This is a genomic window from Actinomadura formosensis, assembly GCF_050948385.1.
In the GTDB taxonomy this organism is placed as follows: domain Bacteria; phylum Actinomycetota; class Actinomycetes; order Streptosporangiales; family Streptosporangiaceae; genus Spirillospora; species Spirillospora formosensis.
In genome coordinates, this window is sequence record NZ_CP192011.1 from 405,754 (window position 1) to 420,425 (window position 14,672).

The following is a 14,672-nucleotide window of genomic DNA, read 5'->3' on the forward strand; positions in this document are numbered from 1 at the left end:
CTGAGAGATGGCCGCGATGCACAGTCGCGGTGCGGAGCGTCTCCTCGGTGTCGCGGGCTCCCCGCACCTGCTCCTCGTCGAGGACGATCCGGGCGATGCGTTCCTGTTCGAGGAACTGCTGACCGAGGCGCAGCCCGGCCTCCGGATCACCGTCGCGACCACGCTCCGCGAGGCCGTCGACGCGCTGCGCCCGGAGATCCAGTGCGTCATCGTCGACCTGTCCCTGCCGGACGCGCAGGGCCTCGACGCCCTCCGCGAGGTGCGCACGCACGCGCCCGCCACCGCCGTCCTCGTCCTGACCGGCCTGGCCGACGCCCACGTCGGGGTGGAGGCCGTCGCCGCCGGCGCCCAGGACTACCTCGTCAAACAGGACGTGGACGGCGCGCTGCTGACCCGCGCGATCAGCTACGCGATCGAGCGCAAGCGCGCGGACGAGTCGGAGCGGCAGCTCGTCGAGGCGCGGGCGCTGAGCCGGGAGAACGCCCGGCTGGAGCGGGGGCTGCTGCCCGTCCCGATCCTGAACGACGGCACGCTGCGGCACCACACCCGGTACCGTCCGGGACGCGACCGCGCGCTGCTCGGCGGCGACTTCCACGACACCGTGGAGACCGCCGACGGGTCCGTCCACGCGGTGATCGGCGACGTCAGCGGGCACGGCGCGGACGAGGCGTCCCTCGGGGTGCGGCTCCGCATGGCGTGGCGCACGCTCGTCCTCAGCGGGCACACCGGGGGGCGGCTCCTCGACACGCTCGACACCGTCCTGCAGCACGAGCGGTGGGCCGAGGAGATCTTCACCACCGTGTGCATGGTGACGATCGCGCCGGACCGGCGCAGCGCCCGGGTTTACCAGGCCGGTCACCCGCGCCCGCTGTTCTTCACGCCGGGCGGCGTGGAGCCCCTGCCGGACGAGCCGCGCGGGCCGGCGCTCGGGCTGCTCCCCGGTGCCGACTGGCCCGCGGTCGACCTGGAACTCGGCGACTCGTGGGGACTGATGCTCTACACCGACGGACTGATCGAGGGGCGGGCCGGCGACGGCGGGTACCTCGACCTGCCCGGTCTGATGGAGCTGGCGAAGATCGCGCACGGCGACGGCCGGCGCGGCGACGTGCTCATCGACGGGCTCATCGCGGAGGCGGAACGGCTGAACGGGGGCATCCTGTCCGACGATCTGGCCGTCCTGCTGCTGAGCCGGGGGGACGGCTGATGGCCACGGAAGGCACGGAGACGACCGATGCGGGCACGCCGGAGCCGCCCGGCGGCGACGGCGGAGGCGAGGCCCGGCCCGGCGGCCCGGCGGTCGTGCTGCCCGCGGTGGACATTCCCGAGGGGCACGGGATGGGCCGCATCCGGCTCGTCCAGATCTACCGGATCGGCTCGCTCGTCCTCGGCCTGCTCCTCCTGATCGTCTTCGTCCAGGCCGGGACCGCGCTGTACGGGAACAACCAGGCGCGGGACGTCCTCATCAACCGGGTCGATCCGGCGACGCTGGAGCAGTTCCGGCTCTCGACGGCCGTCACCCTCCAGGACATGGCCATCCGCGACTACGCGCAGGACGGCAGGGCCGAACATCTCAACCGGTACCGCGACGCCGTGCGGCAGGAGGCGGATTCCGCGGCGCGGATGCGCCGGCTCCTCTCCGGGGTGGCGGGCAGCGAAGAGGTCGACCGCCTGCTGGACGAGGCCACGTCCGATTCCGGGATCTGGCGGACGGAGTTCGCCGACACGATCGCGGCGGGACCCGGCGGGCAGGGCGTCGAGCCCGGCCGGAGCCAGCAGGCGCGGCGGCTGCTCAACGAGGTCAGCGGCGACATGACCCCGCTGCAGAACGGCATCGCGAAGCTGCACGACCGGGCCTCCACGGAGCTGCGCTCCCGCGCGCGGACGGCCCAGTGGTCGGCGGTCGCCGCGCTCGCCCTGGTCGTCGTGGCCGCGCTGGCGCTCGTCCTGCTGTTCCGCCGGACGGTGCTGACCCCGGTGTCCACGCTGACCGGGCGGGTCCGCGCGGTGTCCCAGGGCGACCTCGGACACTCCCTCGACGTCCCCGGCCCGGCCGAGATCAACGAGCTCGCGGCGATCATCGACGCGATGCGCACCCGGATCATCGACGGGTGGCGGGCCAGCGAGGACAAGAGCCGGCTGCTCAACGAGCAGACCGAGGAGCTGCGCCGGTCCAACGCCGAACTGGAGCAGTTCGCCTATGTGGCGAGCCACGACCTGCAGGAGCCGCTGCGCAAGGTCGCGAGCTTCTGCCAGATGATCGAGCGCCGGTACGGGGACCAGCTGGACGATCGGGGCCGGCAGTACATCACGTTCGCGGTGGACGGCGCCAAGCGCATGCAGGCCCTCATCAACGACCTGCTGAGCTTCTCCAGGGTCGGCCGGATGTCGCAGCCCGAGGAGTCCGTCGACCTGGGGGAGGTCGCCCGGCAGGCCCTCGACAACCTGGGGGCGCTGTGCGAGGAGACCGGCGCCGAGGTGGAGATCGGGGATCTGCCGGACGTGCCCGGCGACCGCACGCAGCTCATCCAGCTGTTCCAGAACCTCATCGGCAACGCGATCAAGTTCCGCCGTGAGGGCGTGCCTCCCCGCGTCACCATCGACGCCGACCGGGACGGCGAGGAGTGGGTGTTCCGCTGCGCCGACAACGGCATCGGCGTCGAACCCCGGTACGCCGACCGCATCTTCCTGATCTTCCAGCGGCTGCATCCGCGGGACGAGTACACCGGCACGGGCATCGGCCTCGCGCTCTGCAAGAAGATCGTCGAATTCCACGGCGGGCGCATCTGGCTCGACACCGACGACCGCGGCGACACGCCCGGCACCACCTTCCGGTGGACCCTGCCGGCCCGGCCGCCCACCACCAACGGAGACGACTCATGAACCAGAGCCCGCGCCCCATCGAGGTCCTGCTCGTCGAGGACGACCCCGGCGACGTCCTGCTGACCGTCGAGGCGTTCGAGCACAACAAGGTCAACAACACCCTGCACGTCGTCAACGACGGTGAGCAGGCGATGGCGTTCCTGCGCCGGGAGGGCGAGTACGGTGACGCGCCCCGCCCCGACATGGTGCTGCTCGACCTGAACCTGCCGCGCAAGGACGGCCGCGAGGTGCTGGAGGAGATCAAGCACGACGAAGACCTGCGCCGCATCCCGGTCGTCGTGCTCACCACGTCCGAGGCGGACGAGGACATCCTGCGCAGCTACCACCTGCACGCCAACGCCTACGTCACCAAGCCGGTCGACTTCGACCAGTTCATCTCCGTCGTCCGGCGGATCGACGACTTCTTCGTCACGGTGGTCAAGCTGCCGCGCTGACCGCTCAGCCGCCGTCCCGGCCGATCCAGTCGACGCAGACGACCACGGCGTCGTCGGCGGGCGCGGAGTCCCCGTGGTACTCGACGAAGTGCCGGATGATCGTGCGGACGGCCTCCGGCGGGTCCTGCAGCCGGGTGGCGCGCAGCGCCTGGAGCAGCGCGGAATCCCCGTAGGCGGCACCGCTCGGGGAGAGGGCGGCGTGTATCCCGTCGCTGATGATGACCAGGCGGTCACTTCGCTCGACGGTGAACTCCTCGGTGGTGTAGCGGGTGTCGCCGAACATCCCGAGCGGCATCTGCGCGTCGAACCCGATCCCTTCGGTGACGCCGCCGCGCATCCGCAGGATCCGGGGCGAGCCCGCGTCGACGACCCCGACCCGTCCGGTGCCGAGGTCGAAGTCCATCAGCAGCGTGGCCACGTGCTGCTCGCCCCGGTGCCGCGCGTACAGCGCCTGGTCGCCGAGCGCCGCCTGCTCGGCGATGTCGGCGCCGGACCGGCGCGCGTTGCGCAGCGCGCTGATCGCCAGATGGGTGAGCGCGGCCGCGTCCGTCCCCGAGCCCATGCCGTTGCTGACGGTCAGCGTGAGCCGCTCGCCGGACACCGCCCAGTCGAAGTTGTCGCCCCACACCGCGTACGCCGGTTCGAGCTGGCCGGCGAAGCGGAACTCGGCGGACTGGTAGGACGGCGCGGGCAGCAGGTCCCACTGCATCTCGGCGGCCAGCGTCAGCCGGGTCCGCCGGCGGATCCGCCGGTACAGGTCGGTGCCCTGGTCGGCGATCTTCAGGGCGCGGGCGAGGACGGGGGCGAAGCCGTCCAGCCAGGGCGGCCCGCCGTCCGGGGGGCGGACGGTGAGCACGCCGAGGCGCTCGCCCCGCACGGTCAGCGGCAGATGGACGGCGTCCTCCTCCCGGACGGCCCGCTGCGCGGCGAACGCGCGTCCGGGCGCCGTGTTGTCGACCGGCACGTCCTGCTCACCCGGGCCGCTCCGGACGAGGAACGCCTGCCGGTAGTCGATGAGGAGGACCTCGGCGCCGATCCCCCGCCGGTCCAGCAGGCCGGTCGCGATCTTGATCAGTTCGTGCGGCGGCGCCGCCCAGAGCGCCTCCTCGATCGCCGCGAAGGAATCGTCGTCCGCGGGTTCGCCATGCATGGAAATCCTCGCCGGGGTAGGGACCGAGCCGTCTTCGGCATCCCCCGGGCCCGCCGGTCCGAGGATGCCGTCGGCGACGTCGTATGTAACAGTGGAGGGCATGGTGGACGCGCCGGGTGACGGGACCGCGGATTCCGCGGCGGCCCTCGACAGTGCGGCGTCCACCTTGATGAACGTGTGGTCGCGCGCCCACAATGCCCCGGATGTGCCCGTCCCGTCCACGCAGTTGCGCGCGCTGTTCGTGCTGGAGCGGGGGCCGGTCAACGTCAGCAACCTGGCGGGCGAACTGGGCGCGCTGGTGTCCTCGGCGAGCCGGCTGTGCGACCGGCTGGAGGCGGCCGGGCTGCTGACCCGCGACCCCGGCCGGGACCGCCGCGAGGTCACCGTCCGGCTGAGCGCCGACGGGCAGGCGCTGCTCGACCGGCTCCGGCTGCGGCGGCTGGAGGATCTCACCCGCGTGCTCGCGCAGATGCCGGCGTCCGCGCGGGCCGCGCTGCTCTGGGGTCTCACGGAATTCCACGAGGCGGCCTCCAGGCCGGACGACGAGGGCGGCTCGCTCTCCATGCTCGCCTGACTCGTCCGCTTTTCCGTAAATGGGGGAATTGCTCGGCAAAGTACCCGCAAGCTGAACGGTTATCATTATTTGCGCCAACGAGTCGCGGGTCCGGCGGACGCCGCCGGGGCGCGGCCAGGCGCGTCAGCTCGCCAGCGACTTTTCGAAATGCACGATCGAGCCGCTCCGGTGAACGCGTTCGGCTATGTGAAGTTCCTCCGTGAACGCCCGCATCAGCTGGAGCCCCCGGCCATGCTCGGCGAGCGGTGCCGCCTGCGCGGCCCCCCACCCGGCGTTCTCCTCGGGTTCCGCCTCGCCCGTGCCCCCGTCGATGACCTCCACGACGCACCTCGTCCCGTCCATCCGAGCCCGGACCTCGTACTCCATTCCGGCCGCCGCGTGCTGGATGACGTTCGCGCACGCCTCCCCCAGGGCCAGCGCGATATCGGCACGGATCTCAGAACCCACTCCGAGCCCGCGGAGAGAGGCGTCGAGCGTATGTCGCACCAGCGGTGCGCTCTCGGCGTTCCTCGGCAGGGTCATTTCGAGGACGACCTCCATGCCAATCGCCTCCGTTCCTATGGCAGCAGATTTCCCCCGCATCTTCCATGGAAACTTCTGCCACGGGAATACTGTGTTAATTGCTTGTCTCTGTTCAGGGCTCTGGATGCCCTCCCGCAACGGGCGGAGCAGCGAGCGCGCCTTCCGCTCCGGTGACCCTGCCAGAGCCTGCGTTCGGCCTTGACCAGGCCGGGGAGACGTGCACACTGGGGCGGTGGTCAAGTCGTTGCGTCCCCAGAACTACAACGAGGTGCTGTACGTCGGGCACTTCTTCCGCAAGGGTGTGCCGGTCCTCATGGACTTGAGCGATCTGTCCGACGCCGAAGCCAGGCAGCTCGTCGACTTCGCGACCGGGCTCGTCTTCGGACGGGGCGGTGCGCTCGACCGCGTGGACCGGAAGCTCTTCCTCCTGCAGCCCTGAAGCCCGATCGCCGCTACCCGTCCGTGAGGGGGTACTTCATTCCCATGTGGGAGGGGCGGAAGCCGATCTTCTGGTAGAAGCGGATCGCGTCGGGGCGCTGGCGGTCGGTGGTGAGCTGGACGACCCGGCAGCCGCGGGCGCGGGCCCGGTCGATGGCCCAGTTGATCATGAGCTGGCCGACGCCGCGGCCGCGCTGGTCGGAGGCGACGCGGACGCCCTCGATCTGGGCGCGCTCACCGCCGGTGTAGGTGAGGCCGGGAATGAAGGTGAGCTGCAGGGTGCCGGCGAGCGCGCCGTCGATCTCCGCGATGATCACGGTGTTGTTGGGGTCCTTCTCGATCGCGGCGAAGGCGGTGAAGTAGGACTCCGGGATCCTCTCTCCCGGGGTTTCACGGGTCGATCCGAGGGGATCGTCGGCCAGGAGCCGGACGATCCCCGGCAGATCGTCGGCCGTGGCCTCGCGGATGGTCACTTCTTCATCACGCTGCACATCTCACAGGTTATCCGGACGTTAAGTTGCATCGTTCATGTATGTCTTGTAGTACTACGGGCGGTAGTACTACGTTGAGTGGAGACCACCCCCGCCGGGACGAACCCACGGTGGTCTCGTCGCCGCGCAGGGAGAAGCCAATGCACAGCAACGAGAACGAGGAACACTGGACCGACCACGCCATCTGCCGTGGTGCCGATCCCGACCTCTTCTTCCCGATCGGCTACTCGGCGCCGCTCCTCCAGGCGCAGCAGGACGCGGCCAAGGAGATCTGCGCCAACTGCCCGGTGCGCGCCGAATGCCTGGCGTGGGCGCTGCGGGTGGGCGAGCCCGACGGCATCTGGGGCGGGACGACCCCGGAGGAGCGCCGCTACCTGCGCCGGACGGCCGATGCCCCGGCGCGGCGCCCGCTGCCCATCATCGTGGTGCGCGGCGACGCGTCCGAGTCGGAGCACGCGCCGGCCGCCTAGGGAGGCAGAGCTCCTGCCCGCGAAGCGGCGGGCCGGCGGGTCGTCCAGGACCTTCGCCGCCGATGCCGGAGGTGCCGTGCGGGGCGGCACCCGGGGCAGGGTGAAAACCGTTCATGGCACCTTCTGGACGGCCTGCTCGTTGACCATGCAGGGTCGTCCAGACTTACGGTGACTGACATGAGCTATCTCCCCGACCGGCCACGTTCCTCCGAAGGGTTCGCGAAGCACGGCGCCCGCGCGCTGTCGTCGCTGATCCTGATCGGGTCCGTGACCGCGGTCATGTGGGTGCTGGAGGCGTTCGACTACACGACCGACGGCTGGCTCGACCGGTTCGGGATCCAGCCGCGCGACGTGAACGACCTTCCGGACATCTTCACCGCGCCGTTCATGCACGCCGGGTTCGGGCACCTGATGGCCAACACGCTCCCGTTCCTGATCCTCGGGTTCGTCGCGGCGGCGCGCGGCATCGCCAAGTTCCTGGCCGCCAGCCTGATCATCATCGTGGTCGGCGGGCTCGGGGTGTGGTTCCTCAGTTCGGCGAACACGCTCGGGTCCAGCATCCTGATCTTCGGTTTCTTCGGCTACCTGGTCGGCCGCGGGATCTTCGAGCGGCGGCTGCTCGACATCGGTATCGCGGTCGCCGTCGTGGCCGTCTACGGGACGATGATCTTCGGCGTGATCCCCGGAGATCCCGGCATCTCCTGGCAGGGCCACCTGTTCGGGCTGATCGGCGGCGTCCTCGCGTCCTGGTTCCTGCGCCGCGGCTAGTGCGGCCGGACGGTGACCTCCGCGACGACCGCGTCGCGCGGCGTCTCCAGCGCGGACACCAGCACGCGGGCCACGGTCGCGGGGGCGGCGAAGTCGCCCTCGGCGTAGGGGCGGCCCTCCTGGGCGCGCACCCTGCGCTGCATCTCCGTGGCCGTCCGGCCCGGATACACGGTCGTGACGCGCAGGGACGGCTCCTCGGCGCGCAGCGAGTCGGCCAGCGCGCGCAACCCGAACTTGCTCGCCGCGTAGGCCGCCCATCCGGGGTTGGCGCGCAGCCCGGCGGTCGAGTTCACGAAGACGACCTGCCCCTCGGCGGCGCGCAGCGCGGGCAGCAGCAGGCGGGTCAGCTCCGCCGCGGACACCAGGTTGACCGACAGGTGCTCCATCCACTCGTCGGCCTCCAGGTGCGCGACCGGTGACAGGCGCACCATGCCCGCCGCGTGGACGAGGCCGTCCAGCCGCGCCGGAATCCCGGACATCGCCAGGGCCGCCTCGATGCGGCGCGGCTCGGTCAGGTCCAGCGGGATCGTGGTGATGGACGTGGTGCGCGGCGGCGAGGTGACCGCGCCCCGGTTGATGACCTGGGTGGCGGCGTGCGCACCCGTGCGCAGCGCCCCGGCCAGCGCGTCGAGGCGCTCGGGGGAGCGGCCGGTGAGGATCAGGTCGTGCCCGCGTTCACGCAGCAGCTCGGCCACCGCCGTCCCGATGCCGCCCGTCGCCCCCGTGATCAGATATGTGCCCATGTCGTCCCATCTTCCCGCGTCCCCTACCTCGATGGACGCGCGGGGCGGCGGGTTAGTTCGGACGGAGCACCCGCGTGACACCGGCGATCAGCGCGGTGGCCAGCACCCAGCCCAGCGTGACGAGTGCGTAGGCGATCCAGCGCGACCAGTTCACCGCGTCGTAGGAGAGCTGCTGCCCGAAGGTGTCCAGCGGGATCAGCAGGTCGAGCGTGTAGATCAGCGCGTGGAAGGAGGGCAGCTCGTTGCCCGGTTTGACCGGGCGGGGATGCTCGATCGAGAACACCGTCGTGCCGAGGGCCAGCAGCGAGGCGAACCAGGCGGCCGCGAGCCACGGCCGGTACCCGAACCCGACCGTCCAGTCGAGCAGGTGGTTCCACGCCCTGCCGACCGGGTGGAGCCCGCGGCGGCGTGCCCGCAGCTTGGCGAGCTGCACCTTCCGCGCCAGGTCGTCGTGGCCGATGCCGTGATACCAGGCGGCGAGCTGCTCGTACGGCTGGAGGTGGAACTCCTTGTCCCGCGAGACCCAGCTGAGCCGGTCCTTGAACTCGGCGCCGCGCAGCGTCTGGTACGTCATGCCGTTCAGATACAGCTCATCCGGCCAGACGGACGGATGGTCCATGATCAGGTCGATCCGGGAGTACGACAGCGACACCCGGCCCTGGATCTTCTCCTCCGGCCACAGCAGCAGCTCGTCCGCCTGGATGTGGCTGGCGTGCAGCGCCATCCGGGCCGGGTCGCCGGAGTCGAGCCGGGCCCGGGAGAACGACAGGATGCCGTTGAACCGGGCGCTGCGCAGCCGGACGGTGCCGAGCGCGGTGAAGCCCCTGCTGAACTCGGCGGCGTCCTCGACGATCATGTTCTGCGCGTCGAGGGCGATGCGGCCGGGATTGGAGAGCGTCGTCTCTTCCATGAACAGGCCGCCGTTCATCCGCGCGCCGACGAAGCGGACACCGCCGCTGATCTCGGCGCCCCGGATGAACGTGCCGACGTCCACGACGAGGCCGCCGCTGAAGATCGCCCACTGCGCGGGGTCGGTCACCGTGATGCGCGTGTCGTTCATCCGCAGGCCGCCGCTGAGCTGCGCCCTCGGGAGCCGCACCGAACCGTCGATCTGCGACCGGGACAGGCTGAGGTACCCGTCCGCGCGCAGGCCGCCGCCGTCGAAGCCCGGCATCCGGCAGCCGGAGAGCCGCAGCTGCCGGGTCGTGGCGTTGGAGAAGTCCGGTTCCTCGACGAGGCGGCAGTCCTCCAGCCGCAGCTCGTGCTCGACGGTGCCGCCGGTGACGTCCAGCCGTCCGGTGATGTAGGCGCCGCGGAGCCGGACGGCCGCCACCGCGCCCGGCTGCGTCTCGCCGGCGCCGAGCAGCAGCCGGGTGATGATCTCGGCGCGGACGATCCGGTCGGGCAGCGGCCCGGTGGGCAGGTCGTCGCCGAGGACGACGGGCGAGCCGGTGGGGAACGCGGCCCAGAGGCGCCGTTCCGCGTGGTTCAGTCCGGGGGGCTGGGGCACGGAACCTCTTTCTACGCGGCGATCCCCTCCGCGGCAAGATCGCGGAGGGGATCTTCGGAGCGGCCGGAACGGTTAGAAGAAGCCGCGGCGCCGGCCGGCGTCCTGGAGGAAGCCGTCGAGCTGCCGCTCCCAGTCGGTGTGCTCCACGGTCGCGTAGTCGACGGTGAACCGGCTGAACGCGTCGTGCCCTTCGGTGAACACGCCGCCGCGCTTGTCCAGCTCCAGCACGACCTCCATCGACTGCGGGTACGACACGAACGTCACCTCAAGCTGCTTGATGCCGCGCGCGTACTGGCCCGGAGGGGAGAACTCGATCTCCTGGTAGAACGGCAGCTCCTGGTGGACGCCCCAGATGCGGCCCTTCTCGCAGTCGGCGTTGCGGAACTGGAAGCCGAGGTTGGAGAAGGCCGCGAGGATGCGCTCCTGCGCGGGCAGCGGGTGGACGGCGACCGGGTCGAGGTCGCCCGGGTCGAGTGCCCCCGCGACCTCCAGCTCGGTCGCGATCCCGACCGTGGTGCCGTGCAGCGGATGCCCGTACATGTGGGTGAGCGGCGCCTCCCACGGGATGGGGAACTGGAACGGAACGCTGTGCCGCGCGCCCTCCTGGAGGCTGAAGCCGCCCGCGACGGGCATCTTGGCGTACTCCAGGTTGGTGGTGTACTCGTTGTCGCCCGACTCGACCTCAACCTTGGTCCGCAGGGCGAGGTTCACCGCCTTGATGTCGGAGTTGTACTGGCCCCCGATGATGGTGATCTCACCCGTCACGACACCGCCCGGCGTCGTGTTCGGGTCGTGCAGGACGGTTTCGATGGACGGGCCGCCGATGCCCATCGCCTGCCGCAGTTTCTTGAAGACCAAGGGTGGTCCCTCCCGTGTTCGAGCACTCCCCGCGCTCTCGTCCCATAGACGCTGTTACGGGAGAGTACGTTCCGGGAAGTGGCTGTGACCTGCGAATCGCCGGGTTTGGTGGCCATGAGTGGCCGCCTGCCGCGCGTTAGGAGCGGCTCGGGGCGTAGGAGCGGCCCAGGGCGCGGTACTCCCAGCCCGCTTCACGCCATTGGATGGCGTCGAGGGCGTGGCGCCCGTCCACGATCCGGGGGTGCCGGACGACCCGGGCCAGCGCCTCCGGGTCGACCTCCCGGAAGTCCGACCATTCGGTCAGCAGGACGACGACGTCGGCGTCCCGGGCGACGTCGAACGCGCTGTCGCCGTACCGCAGTTCGGGGAACGTGCGGCGGGCGTTGCCGAGCGCGGCGGGGTCGTAGACGCGGACGTCCCCGCCGAGGCCGTGCATGGTGCGCGCCACGTCCAGCGCGGGCGCGTCCCGGATGTCGTCGGAGTTGGGCTTGAACGCCGCGCCCCAGGCGGCGATGCGCCGGCCGGCGAAGTCGCCGCCGAGCAGTTCCCGGACGAGGTCGACGGTGCGGGCCCGGCGGCGCCGGTTGATGTCGTCCACCTGGCGCAGGAACGACACGGCCTGGCCGACGCCGATCTCCTCGGCCCGGTGCGCGAACGCCCGGATGTCCTTGGGCAGGCACCCGCCGCCGAAGCCGAGGCCCGGTTTGAGGAACTTGCCGCCGATCCGGTCGTCGAGCGCGAGCGAGTCGGCGAGGTCCTTGACGTCGGCGCCGACCGCCTCGCAGACCTCCGCCATCGCGTTGATGTAGGAGATCTTGGTGGCGAGGAAGGAGTTGGCGGCGACCTTGACCAGCTCGGCGGTGGCGAGATCCGTCCGGATGACGGGGGTGCCGATGTCGAGGACGGGTTTGAACGCCGCCCGCAGCCGCTCGTCCGCCCAGTCGGACGCGACGCCGAACACGAGCCGGTCCGGGCGCATGGTGTCGTCGACGGCGAAGCCCTCGCGGAGGAACTCGGGGTTCCAGGCCAGCTCGACCGCGTCGCCCGCGGGCGCCAGCGCCTGGACGAGTTCGGTGAGGCGCGCGGCCGTCCCCACGGGCACCGTGGACTTGCCGACGACGAGGGCGCGGCGGCGCAGGTGCGGGGCGAGGGAGCGGGCGGCGGCCTCCAGGTAGGTCAGGTCGGCGGCGTCGGACCCGGCCTGCTGGGGTGTGCCCACGCACAGGAAGTGGACGTCTCCGAACGCGCCGGCCTCCTCGAACGAGGTGGTGAAGCGGAGCCGGCCGGAGTCGAGCGCTTTGGTGAGCAGTTCGGGTAGTCCGGGCTCGAAGATAGGGACCTCGCCGGACGCCAACCGGTCGATCTTGTGTCGGTCGACGTCCACTCCGAGGACCTCGTAGCCGAGCACGGCCATGCAGATGGCGTGCGTGGCGCCGAGGTAGCCGGTCCCGATGACGGTCAGTCTCGGGGCCTCGGCCTCCTCCTGGTTCATGCGCACCTCCTCGTGTCTCACGGTGTTCAGCCCCCGCCCGATCTTCCCACCACGGTCCGGTGGGCCGCGGAAGGGGCTGGGGCGGGGTCAGGGAGGCGCCCGCGAGCTTGTGAGTTGTGTCATGTCCGGCATCGGGGCGTGGTTCGATGTGGCCTATGCCCTGAAACCGGGTGCTGTGCGGGGTTGCCACTGGTTACTAGCGGGTAGCATGATGTTGAGTTACTGACCAGTATGCAGCGGGGCCGCCGGCACCGCCGGAGCTAAACGGAGTCTCGAATGGGGCACTACAAGAGCAACCTCCGGGACCTGGAGTTCAACCTCTTCGAGGTGTTCAGGCGCCAGGACCTCCTCGGCAGCGGCCCGTACGCGGAACTGGACGAGGACACCGTGCGCAGCGTCCTCGACGAGGTGAACCGGCTGGCCGAGGGGCCGATCGCCGAGTCCTTCGAGGACGCCGACCGCAACCCGCCCGCGTTCGACCCCGCCACCGGCACCGTCACGATGCCGGAGAGCTTCAAGAAGTCGTTCAAGGCGTGGATGGACGCCGAGTGGTACCGCCTCGACCTCGCACCCGAGTTCGGCGGCAGCGGCGCCCCGCGCTCCCTCACCTGGGCCGTCGCCGAGCAGGTGCTGGGCGCCAACCCGGCCGTCTACATGTTCGCCTCCGGCCCCGGTTTCGCCCAGATCCTGTGGTACATCGGCACGCCCGAGCAGAAGCGGTTCGCCGAACTGGCCCTTGAGCGGCAGTGGGGCGCCACGATGGTGCTGACCGAGCCGGACGCGGGCTCCGACGTCGGCGCCGGCCGCGCCAAGGCCGTCCAGCAGCCGGACGGCACCTGGCACATCGAGGGCGTCAAGCGCTTCATCACCTCGGCCGAGCACGACATGGCCGAGAACATCTTCCACCTGGTGCTGGCCCGTCCCGAGGGCGCCGGCCCCGGCACCAAGGGCCTGTCGATGTTCCTCGTCCCGAAGTACCTGGTCGACCTGGAGACCGGCGAGCTGGGCGAGCGCAACGGCGCCTACGTGACCAACGTCGAGAAGAAGATGGGCCTCAAGGTCTCCACGACCTGCGAGCTGACCCTCGGCGAGAAGCACCCCGCCATCGGCTACCTGGTCGGGGACGTCCACCAGGGCATCCGGCAGATGTTCCTCGTCATCGAGTACGCCCGGATGATGGTCGGCACCAAGGCCATCGCGACGCTGTCGACCGGCTACCTCAACGCGCTGGAGTACGCGAAGGAGCGCGTGCAGGGCGCCGACATGACGCAGATGACGGACAAGTCCGCCCCGCGCGTTACGATCACCCACCACCCGGACGTCCGGCGCAGCCTCATGACGCAGAAGGCGTACGCCGAGGGGATGCGGGCGCTCGTGATGCTCACCGCGACCTACCAGGACGCCGTGCAGGTCGCCGAGCACGAGGGCCGCAAGGACGAGCAGGCCGAGAAGGTCAACGACCTGCTGCTGCCGATCGTCAAGGGCTTCGGCTCCGAGCGGGCGTACGCGCTGCTCGGCGCCGAGTCGCTGCAGACCCTCGGCGGCTCCGGCTTCCTGCAGGACTACCCGATCGAGCAGTACATCCGCGACTCCAAGATCGACACCCTGTACGAGGGCACCACCGCGATCCAGGGCCAGGACCTGTTCTTCCGCAAGATCCTGCGGGACAACGGCGAGGCGCTGAAGGTGCTCGCCGGCGAGATCAGGGCGTTCGCCGAGTCCGAGGCGGGCAACGGCCGGCTGAAGAACGAGCGGGAGCTGCTCGGCCGGGCCCTGGACGACGTGCAGGGCATCCTCACCCCGATGATCGGGTGGGCGCTCGGCTCGATGGAGAACCCGAAGGAGCTGTACAGGGTCGGGCTCAACACGTCCCGGCTGCTGCTCGCCCTCGGTGACCTCATCGTCGGCTGGCTGCTGCTCCGCCAGGCCGACGTCGCGCTGACCGCGCTCGGCGGCGGGGACGTGTCCGACCCCGACAAGGCGTTCTACAACGGCAAGGTCGCGGCCGCGCAGTTCTTCTGCCAGACCGTCCTGCCGCGCCTGACGTCCGACCGCGCCATCACCGAGGCCACCACCCTCGACGTAATGGACCTGCCCGAAGAATCGTTCTGAGTTCGACTGCGACAGGCCCCCGCCCGATTTCGGCGGGGGCCTGTTCTCGTACCATTGTGTCGGCGAGCCCGCGCTTCGGACAGAACGATTCTCGACCGCAGTGTCGCCCGGAAATAGATGATCACTGCACCTTGCGGACCGTATTGACCCGAAGAGGCCGGAAGCGTGCGTCTGCCGTTTGTCCGTGATGTGGCCCGGGTAGGGCTGACGACGGCTTCTATCCGGGAGGA

At 70.6% G+C, this 14,672-nt stretch carries 15 protein-coding genes; 8 read left to right on the forward strand and 7 right to left on the reverse strand.

Annotation, left to right across the window (positions count from 1 at the left end; genetic code table 11):
* Positions 1 to 7: 7 nt before the first annotated feature.
* The 3 genes from ACQP1N_RS01910 to ACQP1N_RS01920 are packed head-to-tail and all read left to right on the forward strand — an operon-like array spanning position 8 to position 3,314.
* On the forward strand, positions 8 to 1,204 hold the full coding sequence (locus ACQP1N_RS01910; RefSeq protein ID WP_067797854.1) for a PP2C family protein-serine/threonine phosphatase: 1,197 nt from the start codon (positions 8 to 10) through the stop codon (positions 1,202 to 1,204).
* Positions 1,204 to 2,880 carry a sensor histidine kinase gene (locus ACQP1N_RS01915; RefSeq protein ID WP_433228741.1) on the forward strand — a complete coding sequence of 559 codons (1,677 nt, stop codon included), beginning with the start codon at positions 1,204 to 1,206 and terminating at the stop codon, positions 2,878 to 2,880. Before ACQP1N_RS01910 ends, ACQP1N_RS01915 begins: the two co-directional genes overlap by 1 nt.
* Positions 2,877 to 3,314: a response regulator gene (locus ACQP1N_RS01920; RefSeq protein ID WP_067797860.1), complete on the forward strand. Its 438-nt coding sequence runs from the start codon at positions 2,877 to 2,879 to the stop codon at positions 3,312 to 3,314. The genes ACQP1N_RS01915 and ACQP1N_RS01920 overlap by 4 nt, the downstream gene beginning before the upstream one ends.
* A 4-nt stretch (positions 3,315 to 3,318) precedes the next feature.
* Here the strand turns inward: ACQP1N_RS01920 and ACQP1N_RS01925 are convergent, their stop codons facing one another.
* Positions 3,319 to 4,464, reverse strand: a complete 1,146-nt coding sequence (locus ACQP1N_RS01925; protein WP_433228743.1) for a PP2C family protein-serine/threonine phosphatase — start codon at positions 4,462 to 4,464, stop codon at positions 3,319 to 3,321.
* A 100-nt stretch (positions 4,465 to 4,564) separates the two neighbouring features.
* On the opposite strand from ACQP1N_RS01925, the gene ACQP1N_RS01930 reads away from it, so the two are divergent.
* Complete coding sequence (locus tag ACQP1N_RS01930; RefSeq protein WP_067797866.1) at positions 4,565 to 5,038, forward strand: MarR family winged helix-turn-helix transcriptional regulator; 474 nt, start codon at positions 4,565 to 4,567, stop codon at positions 5,036 to 5,038.
* A 123-nt stretch (positions 5,039 to 5,161) separates the two neighbouring features.
* Here ACQP1N_RS01930 and ACQP1N_RS01935 read toward each other — a convergent pair whose 3' ends face one another.
* Entirely contained in the window at positions 5,162 to 5,578 is a 417-nt protein-coding gene (locus ACQP1N_RS01935) for an ATP-binding protein (protein ID WP_067797870.1), read from the reverse strand.
* 214 nt (positions 5,579 to 5,792) lie between these two features.
* Between ACQP1N_RS01935 and sepF the strand changes: the two genes are divergently transcribed.
* Positions 5,793 to 5,999 (forward strand): cell division protein SepF, encoded by a 207-nt coding sequence (gene sepF / locus ACQP1N_RS01940; RefSeq protein ID WP_067797873.1) that lies wholly within the window; start codon positions 5,793 to 5,795, stop codon positions 5,997 to 5,999.
* Positions 6,000 to 6,012: 13 nt separating this feature from the next.
* Here sepF and ACQP1N_RS01945 read toward each other — a convergent pair whose 3' ends face one another.
* A complete protein-coding gene (locus ACQP1N_RS01945) occupies positions 6,013 to 6,489 on the reverse strand; it encodes a GNAT family N-acetyltransferase (RefSeq protein WP_407642196.1) in 477 nt (158 codons plus the stop codon).
* Positions 6,490 to 6,629: 140 nt separating this feature from the next.
* On the opposite strand from ACQP1N_RS01945, the gene ACQP1N_RS01950 reads away from it, so the two are divergent.
* Together ACQP1N_RS01950 and ACQP1N_RS01955 are read left to right on the forward strand one after the other, a co-directional pair.
* Positions 6,630 to 6,959 carry a WhiB family transcriptional regulator gene (locus ACQP1N_RS01950; protein WP_433228744.1) on the forward strand — a complete coding sequence of 110 codons (330 nt, stop codon included), beginning with the start codon at positions 6,630 to 6,632 and terminating at the stop codon, positions 6,957 to 6,959.
* Between the two features lie 177 nt (positions 6,960 to 7,136).
* A complete protein-coding gene (locus tag ACQP1N_RS01955) occupies positions 7,137 to 7,727 on the forward strand; it encodes a rhomboid family intramembrane serine protease (protein ID WP_067797882.1) in 591 nt (196 codons plus the stop codon).
* Here the strand turns inward: ACQP1N_RS01955 and ACQP1N_RS01960 are convergent.
* From ACQP1N_RS01960 to ACQP1N_RS01975, 4 genes are all read right to left on the reverse strand, one after another.
* Complete coding sequence (locus ACQP1N_RS01960; protein WP_067797885.1) at positions 7,724 to 8,470, reverse strand: SDR family oxidoreductase; 747 nt, start codon at positions 8,468 to 8,470, stop codon at positions 7,724 to 7,726. The two genes, ACQP1N_RS01955 and ACQP1N_RS01960, sit on opposite strands and share 4 nt — an antisense overlap.
* A gap of 52 nt (positions 8,471 to 8,522) precedes the next feature.
* A complete protein-coding gene (locus tag ACQP1N_RS01965; protein WP_433228746.1) occupies positions 8,523 to 9,980 on the reverse strand; it encodes a hypothetical protein in 1,458 nt (485 codons plus the stop codon).
* Positions 9,981 to 10,052: 72 nt separating this feature from the next.
* Complete coding sequence (locus tag ACQP1N_RS01970; protein ID WP_433228748.1) at positions 10,053 to 10,838, reverse strand: sporulation protein; 786 nt, start codon at positions 10,836 to 10,838, stop codon at positions 10,053 to 10,055.
* 136 nt (positions 10,839 to 10,974) lie between these two features.
* On the reverse strand, positions 10,975 to 12,330 hold the full coding sequence (locus ACQP1N_RS01975) for a UDP-glucose dehydrogenase family protein (RefSeq protein ID WP_433228749.1): 1,356 nt from the start codon (positions 12,328 to 12,330) through the stop codon (positions 10,975 to 10,977).
* 276 nt (positions 12,331 to 12,606) lie between these two features.
* On the opposite strand from ACQP1N_RS01975, the gene ACQP1N_RS01980 reads away from it, so the two are divergent.
* A complete protein-coding gene (locus tag ACQP1N_RS01980; RefSeq protein WP_433228751.1) occupies positions 12,607 to 14,442 on the forward strand; it encodes an acyl-CoA dehydrogenase in 1,836 nt (611 codons plus the stop codon).
* Positions 14,443 to 14,672: the final 230 nt, after the last annotated feature.